Consider the following 17,542-nt stretch of genomic DNA (forward strand, 5'->3'; position numbering starts at 1 on the left):
GCTCGCTTTTTGAGCAAAATGCACTACAGAACCGGAGCCACTTCAAAAATAATTATGTTTATTGCGCGTAAATCTACTTAACGGCTGGCGCCAACTCAATCCACAAACTAAATATTCAGAACAACCACAGAAAAAAGACAATACTATGGGCATCTGTCTGGACGAACTGCGCCTCCAGGTTATCCGTCCAACCCTCAAGCATTTGAGAGCCTGGAGCCAGGGCATGGAAAACCTTTTGCTGGGCACTGCTGCACAGGAGTCACAGCTGGGCTTTCATCTCAAGCAGGGACGGCGCCACGGGTTGGGGATCTATCAAATCCAGCCACATACACACCGGGAAATCTGGGATAACTACCTGATTGATCACCCCGCACTGGCCTCAAAAATTCGAGGGCTCGCCAGCCAACGGGATTTTCTCGACCACCCCCACAGCGAACTGACCACCAACCTGCGCTATGCCACCGCTATCGCCTGGCTGGTTTACCGCTCGGCAGAAGTGCACAAAATACCCGAATCAGACATCCACGATGTGGCCAAAATGGCGCGATTGTGGCACCAGCATTTCCATCACGGACCCAGTGCCACTACGCGAGATTTTGAATGCAGCTATGCCCAGCTGGTGAGCGGTGCCGATCCTACAAATTCAGCGCCGAGATATACTGGGGCTCAACCTCCTGGGCATCGTCCGGCTCCCACGAATTCACCTGGCGCTGAATTAAATGGTCAGGGCGCTCGGCAGCCGACGGCTTAGAGCGATCCAATTCCAGACTTTCAAAATCGTAGAGATCCCTGTCCGCCAATTGCGACGGGGATATACGTGTTAATGCGGCAAAGATATTTTCACTGCGCCCTGGGAATTTATTGTCCCACTCCCGCAACATCTGCTTGATCGCCTGGCGCTGCAAGTTTTCCTGACTACCACACAAATTACAGGGAATAATGGGGAATTCCTTGAACTCCGCGTAGCGGGCAATATCCTCTTCTCGGCAATAAGCCAGCGGGCGAATCACAATATTGCGCCCATCATCTGCACGCAGCTTGGGCGGCATCGCCTTCAGGCGACCACCGTAAAACATATTCAGGAACAAGGTCTCGACGATATCGTCCTTATGGTGACCAAGGGCCACTTTGGTAGCACCGATTTCCTCGGCAAAGCCGTAAAGGGTACCCCGACGCAGTCGTGAACAAAGGCTACAGGTAGTCTTGCCCTCTGGCACCACTTCCTGCACCACCGAATAGGTATCTTTCTCTACGATATGGTGTGGCACGCCGAGGGAGCGCAGATACTCCGGCAGGATATGTTCAGGGAAACCAGGCTGCTTCTGGTCCATATTCACCGCCACCAACTCAAAGTTCACCGGGGCGGTTTTTTGCAGGTTCAGCAGAATATCCAGCATGGCGTAAGAATCCTTACCACCGGATAAGCAAACCATGATTTTGTCGCCCTCTTCAATCATGTTGAAGTCGGCAATAGCGCGACCCACATGGCGGCGTAGGCGTTTCTGCAGTTTGTTGAATTCGAGTCGCTCGCGGCGATTTTCCACTTCGGACATGGTGTCTCTCTAACTATTTCGGTACCGGTGACCGGGGCTGGGGGTCACAGCCATCGCCTATCTGTGTGGAGCGAGGCTTTCATATTGCTAGGGGGCGCGATTGTACGCATTTCGATCACGGAGTACACGACTCCCCATCCGACTTATCCGCTAACAAGAACTCAACACAGGGCCAAACATGCTCCAGCAAGGCAGGCTGTGCCTTGGCGGTTGGGTGGATACCATCGGATTGCATGGCGCCGTCTGCAAGCGCGACGGTTTCCAGGAAGAAGGGCACCAACCCGACCTGTTCGGATTTGGCCACCTTGGGGTAAACGGCGGCAAAAGCATTGGTATAGGCGCGGCCGTAGTTGGGCGGGATACGCATGCCAAGCAGCAAAACCTCTACACCAGAGTTCTTCGCCAGCTTCACCATCTCCATCAGGTTGCGCTGTAAAGACTGGGGAGGGTATCCCCGCAGACCATCATTGCCGCCCAGCTCTACAATCAGCCAACGCGGATTGTGCTCCTGCATCAGGCGCGGCAGACGCGTCAATCCACCAGAAGTCGTCTCTCCGCTGATACTGGCATTGATCACCCGAACTTTTTTGCCCTTTTCCTGCAAACGCTCCTGCAGTAATTGCACCCACCCCTGCTCTTCATTGATACCGTAGGCCGCGCTGATACTGTCACCCAAGACCAACAAGGTATCTGCCTTACTTGCCTGGGCAGCTCCAATGGGGATAAACAGCAACAGTACCAAGCTGAATTGAGCCGCCATCTGCCGAAAAATGGCTGTCGTCATGTCATACTCTCCAAAAATTCGCGCATCCGTATAGGGAACACAGTATGTCCGCCATTCTTACGGCAGAAAACCTGTATCACAGAGTCTCCACCAGCGAAGGGCCATTGACCCTATTAAACAATATCTCCCTGCAGCTGGCGCGTGGAGAGAGTCTGGCTGTGACCGGTGCCTCAGGTTCCGGCAAGTCCACCTTGCTCGGTCTATTAGCTGGATTGGACAAGCCCAGTGAGGGAAAAATCTGGCTGGCCGGCGAAGAAATTACCGCCATGGATGAAGAACAACGTGCGGCGGTACGCGCCCGCTGTGTGGGGTTTGTCTTCCAAACCTTCCAGCTACTACCCGGTCTCACCGCTCGCGAGAATGTCATGCTGCCCAGTGAGCTACGCGGTGAACGCGGCGCCGCCAAACGCGCTGAGGAGTTCCTGGCCAAGGTCGGACTCGAGCATCGCCTGGGCCATTACCCGCGCCAACTCTCCGGCGGGGAGCAGCAAAGGGTCGCCATTGCCAGGGCATTCGCCAGCTTCAGCGGCGAGGACGCTATCCTTTTTGCCGACGAACCCACCGGCAGCCTGGATGCCGGCAACGGCGCCAAGATCATCGATTTACTCTTTAAGCTCAATGCCGAATCCAGCACCACTCTGGTGTTGGTGACCCACGAGCAGCGCCTGGCTGAACGCTGCGCCACTCACTTGCGTATGTCTGCAGGTGCCGTGGAGTCTTACGAGCCCCTTGCCGGTGACGACAACTTCTCGGAGGTATCCGCCTGATGCTGCCTCTGCGACTGCTTTTCAGGGACTGGCGCGGTGGCGAGTTGGCGCTAATTGCCTCAGCCCTGATTTTGGCTGTTACCTGTGTCACTGCGATCGCCCATTTCACCGACCGCCTTACCCGCGCCATGGAGCAGCAATCCCTCACCTTCCTGGCCGCAGAACGGGTGCTGCGCAGCAGTAAGCCTGTGGATAGCGCATGGCTGGAAGAGGCCAATAAAAAAGGGTTAGAACAGGGCCAGATAGTCCAGTTTTCATCCATGATCTCCGCCAACGACCAGTTCCAGTTTGTCTCGGTCAAAGCCGTCGACAAAGGCTATCCGCTGGTGGGGCAACTGGAAATCAGCAAATCCCAGGGAGGCCCAAGGGAAGTGGCACCACAAGGACCTCCCCCAGGAGAAGCCTGGGTGGAGTCCCGCCTTCTACCTTTGATGGGAATCCAGCTCGGCGACCCTATCGCCCTCGGCGACACCCAATTAAAAGTGACAGCCATACTGGAGCGGGAACCCGACCGGGGCACCAGCCTGTTTGATATGGGTGCGCGAGTATTAGCCAATACCGCCGACCTGCCCGCCTCTGGTGTAATCCAGCCCGGCAGCCGAGTGCGCTACCGCTATCTGTTTGCCGGTGATGACCAAGTTCTGAAGGATTACTTTGACTGGCTCAAACCTCAGCTGACTGAACACCAGCGAATACTGGACCTGCGCGAAGGCCAGCCCCGGGTTGCCTCTGCCCTGGATAGAGCCGAGTCCTTCCTGTTTCTCGCCGCCAGCCTGGCCGTTCTCCTCGCCAGCGTCGCCGTTGGCCTGGCAGCCAGACGCTACGGACTGCGCCACGGCGCCTACGTAGCCGTAATGAAAAGTCTCGGCGCCGGGCGCAACAAAATTCTCGGCATCTACCTGGGACAACTGGCCGCTCTCACCCTGATTGCCACTGCTATCGGCCTGGCACTGGGCACCTTTATCCAGAGCCAGGCGGTCAACCTGATGGAAGGGTTCTTCCCGGTACAACCCCCGGCCACCAGCTGGAGCCCACTGCTGATCGGGCTCGCCACCGGCCTCGCCTGCGCACTGGGCTTTGCCCTACCGCCACTTTTCCGTTTAGCTCGTACAGACCCGATGCAAACCCTGCGGCACGACTGGAGCAATCCTGACCGACGCGAATGGCTCGGGCTGATTCTCGGCCCCAGCGCTATGCTGCTCCTAATCTGGTGGCTTTCCGGCAGCCTGCTCATGACGCTCGCCCTGTTTGTCGGCATGCTCCTATTGGTGGCGGGCAGCGCCTTGGTTAACCGACTTTTGGTGCGCGGAAAGCTGGCCTCCCTGGGAGGCGCCTGGCGTATTGCCCTGGGCAGCCTGCAACGCCGAGCCGCATTTAACACCTTATTGATTGCCGCTTTTGGCACCGGTTTATTGGCCATGCTGGCCATGGTCTTTGCCCGCACCGCCCTGGTGGATGAATGGCGGATGCAATTGCCGGAAAAAGCCCCCAATCACTTCCTCCTGAATATCGCCCCTCACGATGTTCCAACCATGGAAAATATGCTGGCAGAGGGCGAGGTAAGCAGCACCGAGTTTTACCCCATGGTGCGCGGCCGTTTGGTGGCGATTAACGGCGTCTCGATTAAAGAGAAGAAAGATCGTCCCGGTGGCGTTCGCCGGGAATTAAACCTGAGCTACACCGACACCCTCGCACCAGATAACCGTATTCTGGAAGGCGAGTGGTGGGACAAGGCCAGCGAAGGTGTTTCCGTAGAAGTGGAACTGGCAGCCCAGCTGGAGCTATCACTGGGAGATCAATTGCGCTTTTCCATCGGCGGACTGGAAGTAGAAGCCCCGGTAGCCAGCTTCCGCTCGCTGGACTGGAATAGCATGCGCCCCAACTTCTATATGATATTTGCACCGGGCACTATCGATGATTTCCCGGCTACCTATATCACCAGTTTTTACCTCCCACCGGAGGACAAGTTACTGGTCAACGACCTGGTTCGCGCCTTCCCCAGTGTCAGCGTGATAGAGCTGGATAAGATCATCCAGCGTATCCGCGACACCATTAACCAGGTGTCCTTTGCTATCGAATCGGTCATGGCCCTGATGCTGGTTGCCGGGGTCCTGGTATTAATTGCCGGGGTGCGCGCCAGTATCGCCGAGCGATTGCAGGAAGCGGCAATTATCCGCACACTGGGAGGTCGCAGGCGCTTGTTGCTGAGAAGCCTGATATTGGAATTTGGCCTACTGGGTTTTGCCGCCGGCTTGCTCGCGGCTATCGGTGCCGAAGCCACCTTGGCCGTGCTGTCTTATTGGGTCTTTGAACTGCCGGTGATATTGCACCCAGTCCTTTGGCTAACCGGACCACTCACCGGTGCGGTTCTGGTTGGCACCGCCGGTACCCTGACCTGTTACAGCTCTATCAGCCAACCCCCGCTCAGAGTACTGCGCGAACTGGCCTAAATGATGAATGTCGGCTCTTGAGAATAAAGATGTAGTTTTTATGGACCTGGATTTCGATCGCAAACATATTTGGCATCCCTACTCCTCCCTGATCGACCCGCCGCCGGTGTACCCGGTAGCGCGGGCCGAGGGGGTAAGACTTTACCTGGAAGACGGGCGCGGCCTGATCGACGGTATGTCCTCCTGGTGGAGTGCCCTGCACGGCTACAATGTGCCCGAGCTAAACCAGGCCATGCGCGATCAGATGGACAAAATGTCCCACGTCATGTTCGGGGGCTTAACTCACGAGCCCGCAATCGAGCTGTGCAAGAAATTAGTGGAAATCACTCCCACCGGCCTCAACCGGGTATTTCTGGCTGACTCCGGTTCAGTGTCTGTGGAAGTGGCCATCAAGATGGCCATTCAATACTGGCACTCCCAGGGAAAACCGCAAAAGAGCAAACTGCTCGCCCTGCGCAACGGCTACCACGGCGATACATTCGGAGCCATGGCCACCTGTGATCCCGTTACCGGCATGCACCACCTGTTTGCCGGGCAATTGAGCCAACACCTGTTTGCCCCCGCCCCGCAAACCCCTTTCGGCGAAACCTGCCCGGATGAAGATATCCGTGAACTGGAACAACTGATTGCGCAAAACGGCGAGCAACTGGCTGCGGTAATTCTCGAACCCATAGTACAGGGCGCCGGCGGTATGCGCTTTTATTCCGCAAATTACCTGCGCCGGGTACGAGCACTCTGTGACGAGCACGACCAGCTATTAATCGCCGATGAAATCGCCACCGGCTTTGGTCGCAGCGGCAAGTTATTTGCTTGTGAACACGCCGATATCACCCCGGATATCCTCACACTAGGCAAAGCTCTCACCGGCGGCACCATGACCCTCGCCGCCACTCTCTGTACCGATAAAGTAGCTGAAGGTATTTGCCAAGGCGAAGCCGGTGTCTTTATGCACGGCCCCACTTTTATGGGTAACCCCCTGGCTTGTGCCGTCGCCGATGCCAGTATTCAACTGCTACTCAGCGGCCCCTGGCAGGAACGAGTAACCGCAATCGAGCAGCAACTGACCGAGCAGCTGGCCCCATTAAAAGCCGCACCGGGTGTGGCCGATGTTCGCGCCCTTGGCGCTATTGGGGTGGTGGAAATGCGCGAACCGGTAAATACGGCCAAAGTGCAGGAGGCTTTAATCGAACGCGGAGTTTGGCTGCGCCCCTTCGGCAAGCTGGTCTATGCCATGCCACCCTATGTAATTTCTAAAGAAGACCTTAGCCAATTAACTTCGGCAATGGTTGATGTATTGGGTGAAGTTTCTTAGCCTCCGTACCAATTAATTTGTGAGGCCGGTCTCAATAATACCGGGTTAACCCGCTCTTCCTGTAAATTACCTTCTCTTTGCTATCGCGAAGAGAGGGTTAACAGATCAAATTCCATAAACGGAGATGCCTCTTCCTGGCTAAAGGCCTCCGTTGACCCCTCCCGTACTCGCCGTTCTCAGATTCCATTTTCTTGACCTGTACAAGCATCGATCAGCCAGAACGCAATTTCTGTCAGAAATGTTTTGAGCCCCTAAAAATTCCTGTATCATGAATGTTAATGATAGTTATCCTCATTTACGATAGCGATCAAAGTGAGCAAAATGGCCACTGAAAAATGTTAGGCATTCACCTCGCCCGATCAATGCCTTACCAACCCTTAAAGTTTGGGCGTCAGAGAGGAAAGATGAGAATTTTAATTGCACTACTTTTTGCGGTTACTTTTGCTACCACAGCGCAAGCTAGCGATGCTTCTGGAGAAAAGCCCATTCAGCACCTTAAAGTAGCGGATGTTACTTCGATGAAAGATGCCAAGAAGATTTTCGTTGAGAAAACCGCAGAAATTAAGAGCAAGCAAAAGCTTGACGCTGCTGAGCTTCACCAGATACATGTCATCACCTACACGCTTGAGAAAAGTGTTGAGTTTTTCGCTGAGAACCTAAAGGGTGACAAGCAAGAGCTGGCAAAAGAAATTGCCGTTGTTGTGGAGAATATCCATCTTAACTCCGAGAACAACCGCACAGAAAAGACCCGTAAGGACCTAAAGGAATACTTTAAATTAGCAGACAAATTTGCCGCTGGGTTTAAGCATCACTAATAAAGCTTATTCCTGAGCTTAAACAGCGGCTCTAGTCGCAGCGAAAGGCTCGTCTGGTTCGATTGAAAATTAAAGGGCTAACTATCATTAGTTAGCCCTTCAATGGCAACAAACCCATTCAGGGCTAAGCGCCACAATCCCGATCAGATTCTCAACGATTTCCACTGCCTATATTTCCTTCCTTTTTGATCCGCCTATAAATCTCCTCGCGGTGTACGGGCAGGGATTTGGGAGCAAGTATGCCTACCTTTACCTGATTGCCCTTAACTTCCAATACGGTGATTGAGACATTCACTCCAATCCGTAAGTTCTCGCCTGTGCGGCGCTTTAAGATCAACATATTTGTTTCCTACTGATACTCAAACCATGGATAGACCTTCCACAATGGAAAAGCTTGAATAGAAATGTTTTGAGTAACTGCGAGGAGGTGCGCGAGAACGGTAGGCGTAGAAAAAGAAAAGGCAGACGCAGCGCCCCCAGGGCTTGGGGAATCTCTCCAAGCCGCTGATTGTGCTCCACTTTATTGAAGACGAGCGGGTTTCTAGCGTACTATGCATATAGCCATCTTGATACTTTATCTATCAATTTGGTTAGCTGGCCCCAGGTGTTCCAGCACCTTGGGTCAGCGCCTTTTACTATTTCTTACTTCACGCTACCGTTCTCCTTTGAGAGGTTGATTTTTTAGAAAATCTTAGGTCTCTTGATTCTTCCGATTCTCTTGAACTGAGCCGCTTTGACTGTTGCCTTCAGGTGGCTCCTTAAGCACGGCAAAATATCAAAAAATATCTATCGATTTTACGTGGCTTTGACACTAAAACAATCCTAATAAAATCTAATAAGATTATTTTTGTGCCTATATTTTTTGTTACTCACGCATTGAAAATTTCGGTTGCATATAAAAATGGCCATTTAGATTAATATACCCACCGCTCCCATGCCGGAGTTCAAACAACAATAGATCATCAATGCTTCGACTTAATACGTACTCCATATCTCTACAGAAAAGATCTCTCCATAGACCAAAGTAACTTGCAGACTTTTAGAAAATTACTGCGCAATTTAGGAGCCTCTAAACAACCCAGTGATGCCTCTACTTGCAGAGTGGTTTCAATAAGAGCGCAGCTTCACAGGAATGACTAGACCTTAGAAGAAGTCTCAACACGGTGTATGAATCGTTATGGAAGCCCTCAGGCCAATCCTTGAAGGCCACATCTGCTGCGTTGCAACGCTTGCAAAGGGCTACGTCCATTCGCGGCGAACTGCGTCTAACATCTTTAGCCTTCAAGATCCGCAGAGATGTTACAGAGTGATTCAGAGGAACCCTGGATACCTTAACCACTCCCCAACTAATACCAGCCTGTAAAAGTTAGCGAGTGCTAGCTTAGGGATTTACGATCATATTGACCGTGATATTGAAGAACAAGAAGATAAACCCAAAAACAATAATGAAATCAGGAATTACGGACTAGCGTTAAAATTGGGATAGTAGTCAAAGTGATCGCTTTTCCAGTTTGCACGGACGTATCAAGATGCTTTAAGTCTATGGTTTTAAATAAAAATTTAGGCTTCGGCGTAGAAATTGATTCTAAGATAACAATCAGGATAATAGTGGTCAGAATGATTACTATATAGCTGTTATGAGTAATTTAATGAAGAACATACTATTTCTGTCACTGACTTTTTTTTGTAGCGCGGCATTCGCAGAGAATAAGTCCGTTACAGTTTTTGATGGTGAGTTCAAAAAAATAAATGAGCTAACTCAGCCAAAAGATATTGAAGCCTTTTACTCATTGTGGCAAACCAAGGTTGCGTCTGACAAAAAGATACGAATGGATTGGTCAAAGGGCTTTAAAATAGATATATCTGGTGGCAATGATTCTGGGCGTTGGCTGTATCGTGGTGGATGGTTAATGCCATTAGCTAAATCTGCATCAGTAGGTCTTTATCAAATACAAAACTATAAGCAATTCGAGTTGGTGCTAGGAATCACTCATAACAAGTCAATGGTGTATCGCCCAAGCAAGCTTGGGCTGGACTCGCTAACGCTCGCCGCACATTGAGGCGTTAACTATAAAGTCATGATATTAGAAACCTCACTGATAGAAATATTAAAAAGCTTAGATGAGCTACCTTGGGATCATCAGCTTTACCTCTCTAGTGGCGGCATTAGTTCTTTAGAGTCAATGGCATTGGTGTTAAGTGACGATGATGAGATCGAGAGAGATTCTAAAGATGAGCCTCTGTATGCGATTGAAAGGCAATATCAGTACTATCTTGGCATTCAGGATCTCCAGGGGATTAAAGACAACTTGCAATCACAATCACCTATTGAATCTATAGAGGAGCTGGTTGCTGCAATTAATTTTTACCATGAGAACGATGCATTTATTTGCATCAACAGTTAACAAGTGCCGGCACAATCGCGCACTTCGTGCGCTGGACTCGCAACAAGTTGCTCGCCTGTGCGGCAGGCGTTATGAGCTACCAAACCTCAACATCCGAGTTAATATTCAACACATTTGAAGTAAATTTTTTATGACAGATAAACCTAGATATGGAAGTCAATATTCTGATACTGATTGGGGATGTGACTACTTTGAGATAGAAACAGACACATCGATTGGAAAAATCAAGGTATGTCATGTAGTAGTAAACGACATAAAGATAATATCTGAAGCACTAGCTAAAAAAGTACTTGATACTTCTTGGATGACGAATTTAGATGTAGGTAGCAAGAGAGCATACGATAGAACAGTTCAAGAAACTGCTTCTGCACTAATTGAGATATTTGAATCTACCACCACACCTTCTGATGTGGGGAGTGAGTTTGGTGAAGTCATGGTTTCAATTGGATCTACTAAAGCACTTGAGAAAATATTTAGTCATGTGATTTTGCCCATAGCAGAACTCTGGAAGCCCCAGATTAAACAAAATGAGGGTTTTGATTTTCATACAGTTTGTTCTGACATGTTTATAAATTTTGGAGAAGCAAAATATTCAGGAAGTGCAAACCCCCATGGTAATGCAATAAATCAATCAAAAGGTTTTATAGATGATGAAAAACATCTAAGGGATTTTGTTCACTTAAGAGAATTGGCTTCAGACGCAGCTGTTGAAAACCTGAATAATGATAGTTTTGGTATTGTCGCGTCATTCTCAATAAATACATCCGACCCACTTGAAGTTTTAAAGAATGCTATTAATTCAGCTAAAAGTAAATTGAGTTCAGATAGCATAAAAGCAGTATATTTGGTTGGGGTAAGTAAATGAGCATAACCGATATTGCAGAAAACATTGAACCAATCAATGGTATTTCTGAACTATTAGATATTCTTCATAAAGAAGGCCCTGTAAGCCCTGAAGTATTAGAAAAGATAGCTTATTATAAAAAGTTCCACAGAGATAAGTTTCAGGAACATGAAGAGAAAATCATCACTTCTCTCGGACTCTTTTATAAATTACCTAAACCAAACAATTTGTACTCATTCCTTTTGTCCGGTATTGGAAAACAACACAAGGAAGAGTTTGGTGAGTATCTCACCCCTGTTCAGGCGAGTGTAAGAAGAGCAGTTGATGAATATAAAGTGGTTTCTATATCCGCACCAACAAGTGCTGGAAAGTCATATTCCATCAGAGATTTTATTGCTGAAGGTGATGGCGATGCTGTTGTAATTGTTCCTTCTAGAGCTTTGATCGCAGAGTATGTCAACACAATGAAGCAAAAGTTCAACGGTGACAAAAATGTGATGGTATCCTCATTTGTAGATGATATATTTAAATCTAGGAATCTACGAAGAATATTTATTCTCACACCTGAACGAGCAAGAGACCTATTTTCCAGCAACCTAAATTTAAATATCAAAGTATTTTTCTTTGATGAAGCTCAGGTTTCTGAAGAAAATGAAAGAGGGGTTATTTTCGATGTTCTTGTGCGAAGGGTTAAGCAACATTTCGATAAAGCAAAACTAATTTTTGCGCATCCATTTGTAGAAAATCCTGACGCTCAACTTAAAAAGCATAACTTTTCTGAAACAGACGGCTATTCCAGATCATATACCCATGGCTCTGTAGGTAAAATCTTTATATATCAGCATAAAAATAAAAAATATTATCACTTTTCTCCATTTATTGAACGCGGACACCAGATTAAAAAATGTGTAGAGCATGAACAAAAGTTCAGTGATTTTGCATTTGATGGAACTCACTCCGTCCTTGTCTATGTGTCAAAAGCATCTATATATAACGGTAAATTTATCGAACCATTCAGAAAATATATTGATAATTATGAGGGCATAGATTCAGTTGAAGCTGAAGAGATAATTAACATAATTGAACACCTTCTGGGCGCTGATAACGATGAGCATAACTCTGAACTGGTCGCACTATTACGTAAAGGCATTGTGATTCATCATGGTTCAGTACCACTAGAAGTACGTTTTCTTATCGAAGACTTAATAAGAAAGGGTTATGCAAAAATTTGCTTTGCGACAAGCACGCTTGCACAAGGTGTTAACATGCCGTTTGATATTGTATGGCTTGATAACATGCGAATTCTTGGTGATAGCGATCAAAGTAGATCGTTATCATTTAAAAACCTAATCGGAAGAGCTGGCCGACTATCCAACAAACCTAAATTTGACTTTGGGTATGTTTTCACAAAAAGTCCTCAGCTACTCTCCCAAAGAGTCAATGAGAAATTCTTATTAGATGAACAATCAATTATCGACAGTCCAGAAACCATAGAAGATCCTGACACTTCGGAATTGATCAATTCAATAAAAGAAGGCAGTTTTGACGATGATAAGCAAGCACCTTTATCCAAAATTGAACGCCTATCTGAATCAGAAATATTAAAATACTGCGAAACAATATTAAGTGTTATCTATAACGGAGACTCGATAAAGGATAATCTCTACGGGACCAAGAATGAAGGCAAAAGAGAGTCATTAAAACAATACTTTAGATTCATATATGAAGCTTCAATTAATAGAGTCTTGTATGATGGTGAAATTGCAGTATTTAGGCAAGCAATTTCAATTTTCCTCCAAGTAATTCAAGGGCGATCCTTTAGAGAAATTGTCGGCATTCGATATAGTTATATTTCAAAAAAAGATGAGGGAAGACAAGGTTATGCTGCGTTTTCACAGCCGGCTGCTAAATTGCCAAAGAGTACATTGACTCAAACATATTCAATCTTTGACAAGGGCACATTAGCAAAAAATGTTAGTTATGACGCGGTAGTTTTTGACACATATGATTATCTCGATCAAGTTATTTCATTCTCTCTAACCGAGTCCTTTATTACTTCTTTTAAAGTATATAAAGATCAAACATCAGACCAGCGCTCTGATAAAATGATAGAGTTATTACGGTTCGGTACAAATAACACAGTACATACATTGCTAATGCGTTATGGATTTCCACCTGAGGATATTACAGAAATATCAAAATACATACTTTTCATTAATGAAGACACCATAACATTCAAACCTGACATATCAGATGCGCCAAAATATATTCAAGAAATGGTAGATTGGTATTTGCCGGGCTAGGCTCATAACAAGTAAATCCAGGTGACGCCTACGGCGCACCTGATTTAGGCGTCAACTGTATTTTCTATGGACCTATATACAATCAATTTGACAACCAAAACACGCAAGATGGTAAACCCCTTTACTGAAGAGATTTCCTATGCGCCTGTAGATAATCCTATTACCGCTTCGGCAAAAAGTAACCTCAAGCAGTTCTTGTTGGAATTAGGTGCAACTTCTGAAGAAGAAGATACTTATGTTTATGTGCCACTAGAAAGTGGCACGATGCTAAGATTAGGAATGCTCAACTTTCTAGAAAATGAATCTTTGGTGGGTATTGCATTCGAGTATGATGATTTAGATATATCGCTTGCTAAGGCCTTGTTTCAAATTTGCAGTGCTGGTGAGTTGGTTATTCGGTCCGGAACTGATGAAGAGCCTGTGGCTGTAGTAGCAGAACTCGCTAACCCCTCGTTGCAATCGCGCTGGTTAAAGCTGGAGAAAATCGGGCGAGCCGAAGATCTTTTAACCTGGATGCAGTCGAATTTAGAATGGAATAATTAACAAGTGACTATGGTTGCTCGTCAAGTTTTTAAGCCATACTTTCATCACAGTAGGCAGAGTACAACACTAGAACACCCACAGATTGAAATATGACACAGGAAAAAGTACAGGCCTTCCACCTTGACGGCCATTTCTCCTGATCAGGTATAGGGCAAAGTGAAATACTGAAAAATTATGCTTTAGGTTTGAAAATTGCGTGACTTTGGCCAAACCGAAAAGAATAGTATCGAAAGGTTCGGAGGGAATTAGTAGTGCATTGCAGATAGGAAACGTTGGCAGTCACCTATACCGTGTACCCAGCGTTTATTGAGCTGAATACAGGCTTGCCGTACCGCCTCTGCTGATCCCACTAGGCCTTTAAAGCGGCTTTCAAAGTTCCGATTAAAATAGAGCCAGTGTTTTGAAGAGATTCCCAGCCGCTCAAGGATAGGGGGCGCATTTTGAGAAATGGTACCGATCGGCTTGAGATCTACATAGGCTATAAAGTGGGCTTCCTGAATCGGGCTAGCGGGTTGGGCCCTATATGATTTCAAGGTCACGCAGACAGCAGCAAGCTAAGCAGACCTCTCCAGATATGAACGTGAACTTTCAATACACGACTACATCATTAGCTCGGCCCATTAGCCACATGACTTCGGTGTCCTTGGTCACCTCGTCTCCAGACTAAGCCTTATATGATGTTTCTGTTCGTCAGCTCATAGTTTTGCTAGCGGCTTCCTCCCCACAAGACCTCACGGTATTGCAGTTGCCATTCGCTAGTAGTTAGCATTTAATGGAATCCATTAAATGGTGATCCTCCTACAGCGGACTTTCACCCCATTAATCCACGCTCTTGTTGGACGTACCAAGTCAATTAACTACGCGCCTTTGGCGCCCGACAGCTTACACGCCGCTTCGTTATGTTTCTGAGGATGACAAGTGCATAAAGATCAAGTTCGAAGATTTTATGAGGTTCTTTGGGATGCCCACGATAAGAAAGCAATGCCATCGATCCTGCATAAGAGTTTCTCCTTTAGAGGATCATTGGGGCAGGAAAAGCGAGGTCACAAAGGTTTCGCTGAATATGTCGATATGGTTCACAAAGCGCTGGGTGATTACAAATGCATTATTGAAGATCTCGTAGAAGAGGGAGACAAGGTTTTTGCAAAGATGTCCTTTACCGGATTTCATAGAGATGAGTTTATGGGCTTTTTACCATCACATAAACACGTAACTTGGAATGGGTGTGCTTTGTTTACCTTTGAAGGTGATCGAATCTCTGATGTATGGGTACTGGGTGATTTAAAGAGCCTTGAAAACCAGCTCAAGAAAAACGAAATATAACAGTCGCAGTCAGCAGGTCCTTCGCTACGCACCGACCTCTGCTGCAAGGCGTTAGTTTTCATCGGGCTTCGATCAATGAAAGTTATATATCTAACCTTATTAATCATCCTTTATTCTCAGCGAGCCATTTCGTTTGAATATGATCATAAGAATTTAAGCGTTGATTTGAATAATGCCACTGACATTGTTATTGCTAAGAAAATCTCAGGCCGCATCGCGTACGCAGATCTGACACATGAAATTAGCTCATATAACGCAAAGCCTATTGAGTGGCGTGACTCTCCAGCGTGGGAGAGATTGCAAGATCTGAATCGAGGTATCGACTCAACTTTCTTGGTTTTGAATTCAATCAAGAGTACTTTTGAAATAGGGGATCGATTTACATTTAATGACTCATGGATACCTGTTGAATTGGGTTCAGTTCAACTGTATTTTCTATATCTGAAAAACGATCAAATCCAGTCTAATCCGTGTCATCGAATACCAATCGGCGATAACAAACAATCAATCGTCGAGCTTTCTTCAGATCCTAATGGGATTATTGATTTGGTTTTACGCAATAAGCTATCATTTTGCGATTCAAAAAACTGACAAAGCAATGTACTTGACCTCCACTGCGCCGCTTTATTTTGTGCTTTAATAGCACAAAATCAACCAACTACGTTCCGGCCAGTGCTTGGGGCGTTATGACTAAAACTTTCCACTGTTAAGGAGGTAATACAATGTCAAAGGAAAGAACTAAGAATTTAGTCGATTTATTTTCGTCTAGACTAACGACTCTTGGTCATATTCTTGAAATTTCTGAACAGCACTTCCATGAGGAGTCAGAATCCATATTGGATTTTCGACTAATTGAAGACATGCTTCCTTTTGGCACACAGATCGCCTACACATGTAATCAGCCTTACAATTTCTCGCTTTGGTGCAAAAATCAGGAATCCGATAATCTATCCCCTAAAATTGAGTCCTTAACTGTAGCTAAGAACCTAATTGAGCGAACTAAATCTCAACTTAAAGATTCGGAGCTAAGAGATTCAAAATTGTCAGAACTAAAGCGAATAAACCTTGATGGAAATCAATATCTTGAGCTAAAGGGGAAGGATTACATTCAAGAATTTCTAATCCCCAACTTTTATTTTCATTTGGTTTCTGCTTACAACATCATGCGGATGAAAGGGGTTCCTTTGGGAAAGGTAAACTATATGGCACATTTAGCTCCCTTGGTTAAAGTGGCATAACAAGTGACTATGGTCCTTAGTCAATTATTTAAGCCATCTTTTTTGGTTTACCAACAGCGACTAGGCGCTCATACATTGGTTTTAATTTAGGGTGCATTGTATTGCCGACATCATAGAAAAGAATAAGACTGTACGCACACGATGTCGTCCGCCTCGAATATAGGGCTAACCCTGGAAGCTGCCACTATTACGGTTTACCGGGGTGATACCGCCAAGTGCAGCGATTTTTTTACGGTTCAATTTTCCTACCTCGGGAAGCTCACTCATCAAAATATAAGCCAATACATTTCCGCCCCCTTTAGCACTCAACAGTAGGTCGCGCCTTTGCCGCCACTCAGACATACTGTTAACCAGTTTATCCAGTTACTTGTCGATACCTTGTAGCTCTTTCTTTATGGTGTTTAGAATGGTCTGTATAGGTTTGAGTACTGATTTCGGCATTCTCAGGAGCCGATTCTTTTGCATTGTGCTCATCTCTAAACACTGACTTCTTACCGCCAGCAAGTCACTGATCTCCCTAAGATTTTCGGGTTTTAGCGCCGACAGCCTCGGCTTCATGGCCTCACCAGAATGTGCAATATCAATTGCATCTAGCCCGTCGGTTTAGCGAGGCGTCCTTCGGATTTATCGAAGCTTCTTATCTGAGACGGATTGCAAACGACAATAGGTAATCCTGCTTTATCTGCGGTGCAAACAAACACTAATTCGAGCCTTCCAGTAGACTCTATTAATACGCTCTGAGGTTTAAGAGGTTGTAGTTGTTTAATGGCGTCTTTAATGCCATTTTTGGCATTGTTAACACTAAAGAATTGGCCAGTAGATCTCACATAAATATCGAGTTGTTTACTACTGGAATAAATACCGACATTGATCTCTTTAGCTTCCAGTAAGATAAGCCATCTCCACCTTGCTATTCGGGCTCAAAGCCCACATGACTATTCGAGTTATGCCTAGTGAGTGCTTTTCACGTTCACACTTGTTAACGGTCTTTATGAACCGGCGCAGCAACGAACTGTGACAAACAAGGCCTTCGGTGGCCGCCGAAGGTGGGTCTCAATTTACCCGTTAGCGAAAAGGATTTTCAACATCAGAATCGGGCAAGAAGAACCATACAAGTCAATTAACTTCGCGCCTGCGGCACCGGACAGCTTATATTGCGCTTCGCTCCGAGCCTGCTGCCGGTTATTGAGGCGTTTAGGTGACAT

The 17,542-nt window shown here is 46.7% G+C and carries 19 protein-coding genes; 13 read left to right on the forward strand and 6 right to left on the reverse strand.

The features are described 5' to 3' along the window. Positions 1 to 145: 145 nt before the first annotated feature. Positions 146 to 751, forward strand: a complete 606-nt coding sequence (locus tag ACJJI0_RS09810) for a hypothetical protein (RefSeq protein WP_444885724.1) — start codon at positions 146 to 148, stop codon at positions 749 to 751. Here ACJJI0_RS09810 and ttcA read toward each other — a convergent pair. Together ttcA and ACJJI0_RS09820 are read right to left on the reverse strand one after the other, a co-directional pair. Then, entirely contained in the window at positions 636 to 1,553 is a 918-nt protein-coding gene (ttcA, locus tag ACJJI0_RS09815; protein ID WP_252085012.1) for a tRNA 2-thiocytidine(32) synthetase TtcA, read from the reverse strand. The genes ACJJI0_RS09810 and ttcA overlap by 116 nt on opposite strands. Positions 1,554 to 1,668: 115 nt before the next feature. Further along, the gene (locus ACJJI0_RS09820; protein WP_444885725.1) at positions 1,669 to 2,337 is read right to left on the reverse strand and encodes an arylesterase; all 669 of its coding nucleotides are present in this window, start codon (positions 2,335 to 2,337) and stop codon (positions 1,669 to 1,671) included. Positions 2,338 to 2,381: 44 nt separating this feature from the next. On the opposite strand from ACJJI0_RS09820, the gene ACJJI0_RS09825 reads away from it, so the two are divergent. From ACJJI0_RS09825 to ACJJI0_RS09840, 4 genes are all read left to right on the forward strand, one after another. Then, positions 2,382 to 3,104, forward strand: a complete 723-nt coding sequence (locus ACJJI0_RS09825; protein ID WP_252085010.1) for an ABC transporter ATP-binding protein — start codon at positions 2,382 to 2,384, stop codon at positions 3,102 to 3,104. Then, positions 3,104 to 5,554 carry an ABC transporter permease gene (locus ACJJI0_RS09830; protein ID WP_444885726.1) on the forward strand — a complete coding sequence of 817 codons (2,451 nt, stop codon included), beginning with the start codon at positions 3,104 to 3,106 and terminating at the stop codon, positions 5,552 to 5,554. Before ACJJI0_RS09825 ends, ACJJI0_RS09830 begins: the two co-directional genes overlap by 1 nt. Positions 5,555 to 5,561: 7 nt before the next feature. After that, positions 5,562 to 6,866: an adenosylmethionine--8-amino-7-oxononanoate transaminase gene (bioA, locus tag ACJJI0_RS09835; protein ID WP_444885727.1), complete on the forward strand. Its 1,305-nt coding sequence runs from the start codon at positions 5,562 to 5,564 to the stop codon at positions 6,864 to 6,866. Between the two features lie 404 nt (positions 6,867 to 7,270). Then, on the forward strand, positions 7,271 to 7,681 hold the full coding sequence (locus tag ACJJI0_RS09840) for a DUF6746 family protein (protein WP_252085007.1): 411 nt from the start codon (positions 7,271 to 7,273) through the stop codon (positions 7,679 to 7,681). Between the two features lie 151 nt (positions 7,682 to 7,832). Here ACJJI0_RS09840 and csrA read toward each other — a convergent pair whose 3' ends face one another. Next, entirely contained in the window at positions 7,833 to 8,021 is a 189-nt protein-coding gene (gene csrA, locus ACJJI0_RS09845; protein WP_444885728.1) for a carbon storage regulator CsrA, read from the reverse strand. Positions 8,022 to 9,330: 1,309 nt separating this feature from the next. Here csrA and ACJJI0_RS09850 point away from each other — a divergent pair. From ACJJI0_RS09850 to ACJJI0_RS09870, 5 genes are all read left to right on the forward strand, one after another. Then, a complete protein-coding gene (locus tag ACJJI0_RS09850; RefSeq protein WP_444885729.1) occupies positions 9,331 to 9,741 on the forward strand; it encodes a hypothetical protein in 411 nt (136 codons plus the stop codon). An 18-nt stretch (positions 9,742 to 9,759) separates the two neighbouring features. Beyond that, positions 9,760 to 10,086 (forward strand): DUF7716 domain-containing protein, encoded by a 327-nt coding sequence (locus ACJJI0_RS09855; RefSeq protein ID WP_444885730.1) that lies wholly within the window; start codon positions 9,760 to 9,762, stop codon positions 10,084 to 10,086. A gap of 130 nt (positions 10,087 to 10,216) precedes the next feature. Beyond that, positions 10,217 to 10,951, forward strand: a complete 735-nt coding sequence (locus ACJJI0_RS09860; protein WP_444885731.1) for a hypothetical protein — start codon at positions 10,217 to 10,219, stop codon at positions 10,949 to 10,951. Continuing rightward, positions 10,948 to 13,233, forward strand: a complete 2,286-nt coding sequence (locus tag ACJJI0_RS09865; protein WP_444885732.1) for a DEAD/DEAH box helicase — start codon at positions 10,948 to 10,950, stop codon at positions 13,231 to 13,233. The genes ACJJI0_RS09860 and ACJJI0_RS09865 overlap by 4 nt, the downstream gene beginning before the upstream one ends. A 66-nt stretch (positions 13,234 to 13,299) precedes the next feature. Then, positions 13,300 to 13,776 carry a hypothetical protein gene (locus ACJJI0_RS09870; protein WP_444885733.1) on the forward strand — a complete coding sequence of 159 codons (477 nt, stop codon included), beginning with the start codon at positions 13,300 to 13,302 and terminating at the stop codon, positions 13,774 to 13,776. 245 nt (positions 13,777 to 14,021) lie between these two features. Here the strand turns inward: ACJJI0_RS09870 and ACJJI0_RS09875 are convergent, their stop codons facing one another. Beyond that, positions 14,022 to 14,315: a hypothetical protein gene (locus tag ACJJI0_RS09875; protein WP_444885734.1), complete on the reverse strand. Its 294-nt coding sequence runs from the start codon at positions 14,313 to 14,315 to the stop codon at positions 14,022 to 14,024. Between the two features lie 379 nt (positions 14,316 to 14,694). Between ACJJI0_RS09875 and ACJJI0_RS09880 the strand changes: the two genes are divergently transcribed. The 3 genes from ACJJI0_RS09880 to ACJJI0_RS09890 all read left to right on the forward strand — a co-directional run bounded on the left by ACJJI0_RS09880 (position 14,695) and on the right by ACJJI0_RS09890 (position 16,337). Continuing rightward, positions 14,695 to 15,099, forward strand: coding sequence for an ester cyclase (locus ACJJI0_RS09880; protein ID WP_444885735.1), 405 nt, complete (start codon positions 14,695 to 14,697; stop codon positions 15,097 to 15,099). Between the two features lie 75 nt (positions 15,100 to 15,174). After that, positions 15,175 to 15,690 (forward strand): hypothetical protein, encoded by a 516-nt coding sequence (locus ACJJI0_RS09885; protein ID WP_444885736.1) that lies wholly within the window; start codon positions 15,175 to 15,177, stop codon positions 15,688 to 15,690. 131 nt (positions 15,691 to 15,821) lie between these two features. Further along, a complete protein-coding gene (locus tag ACJJI0_RS09890) occupies positions 15,822 to 16,337 on the forward strand; it encodes a DUF1993 domain-containing protein (protein WP_444885737.1) in 516 nt (171 codons plus the stop codon). A 165-nt stretch (positions 16,338 to 16,502) separates the two neighbouring features. Here the strand turns inward: ACJJI0_RS09890 and ACJJI0_RS09895 are convergent, their stop codons facing one another. After that, on the reverse strand, positions 16,503 to 16,679 hold the full coding sequence (locus ACJJI0_RS09895) for a transposase (protein ID WP_444885738.1): 177 nt from the start codon (positions 16,677 to 16,679) through the stop codon (positions 16,503 to 16,505). Between the two features lie 716 nt (positions 16,680 to 17,395). Continuing rightward, complete coding sequence (locus tag ACJJI0_RS09900) at positions 17,396 to 17,542, reverse strand: hypothetical protein (RefSeq protein ID WP_444885739.1); 147 nt, start codon at positions 17,540 to 17,542, stop codon at positions 17,396 to 17,398.

The sequence above is a fragment of the Microbulbifer mixtoriginis (SeqCode) genome (genome assembly GCF_052466695.1).

Bases quoted from the DNA above. Each gene is read 5' to 3' on its own strand.
- ACJJI0_RS09860 (WP_444885731.1), top strand. From the start codon at position 10,217: ATGACAGATAAACCTAGATATGGAAGTCAATATTCTGATACTGATTGG.
- ACJJI0_RS09885 (WP_444885736.1), top strand. From the start codon at position 15,175: ATGAAAGTTATATATCTAACCTTATTAATCATCCTTTATTCTCAGCGA.
- ACJJI0_RS09850 (WP_444885729.1), top strand. From the start codon at position 9,331: ATGAAGAACATACTATTTCTGTCACTGACTTTTTTTTGTAGCGCGGCA.
- ttcA (WP_252085012.1), bottom strand. From the start codon at position 1,553: ATGTCCGAAGTGGAAAATCGCCGCGAGCGACTCGAATTCAACAAACTG.
- ACJJI0_RS09830 (WP_444885726.1), top strand. From the start codon at position 3,104: ATGCTGCCTCTGCGACTGCTTTTCAGGGACTGGCGCGGTGGCGAGTTG.
- ACJJI0_RS09865 (WP_444885732.1), top strand. From the start codon at position 10,948: ATGAGCATAACCGATATTGCAGAAAACATTGAACCAATCAATGGTATT.
- ACJJI0_RS09855 (WP_444885730.1), top strand. From the start codon at position 9,760: ATGATATTAGAAACCTCACTGATAGAAATATTAAAAAGCTTAGATGAG.
- ACJJI0_RS09825 (WP_252085010.1), top strand. From the start codon at position 2,382: ATGTCCGCCATTCTTACGGCAGAAAACCTGTATCACAGAGTCTCCACC.
- ACJJI0_RS09900 (WP_444885739.1), bottom strand. From the start codon at position 17,542: ATGTCACCTAAACGCCTCAATAACCGGCAGCAGGCTCGGAGCGAAGCG.
- ACJJI0_RS09890 (WP_444885737.1), top strand. From the start codon at position 15,822: ATGTCAAAGGAAAGAACTAAGAATTTAGTCGATTTATTTTCGTCTAGA.
- ACJJI0_RS09840 (WP_252085007.1), top strand. From the start codon at position 7,271: ATGAGAATTTTAATTGCACTACTTTTTGCGGTTACTTTTGCTACCACA.
- ACJJI0_RS09810 (WP_444885724.1), top strand. From the start codon at position 146: ATGGGCATCTGTCTGGACGAACTGCGCCTCCAGGTTATCCGTCCAACC.
- ACJJI0_RS09895 (WP_444885738.1), bottom strand. From the start codon at position 16,679: ATGTCTGAGTGGCGGCAAAGGCGCGACCTACTGTTGAGTGCTAAAGGG.
- bioA (WP_444885727.1), top strand. From the start codon at position 5,562: ATGTCGGCTCTTGAGAATAAAGATGTAGTTTTTATGGACCTGGATTTC.
- ACJJI0_RS09870 (WP_444885733.1), top strand. From the start codon at position 13,300: ATGGACCTATATACAATCAATTTGACAACCAAAACACGCAAGATGGTA.
- csrA (WP_444885728.1), bottom strand. From the start codon at position 8,021: ATGTTGATCTTAAAGCGCCGCACAGGCGAGAACTTACGGATTGGAGTG.
- ACJJI0_RS09820 (WP_444885725.1), bottom strand. From the start codon at position 2,337: ATGACGACAGCCATTTTTCGGCAGATGGCGGCTCAATTCAGCTTGGTA.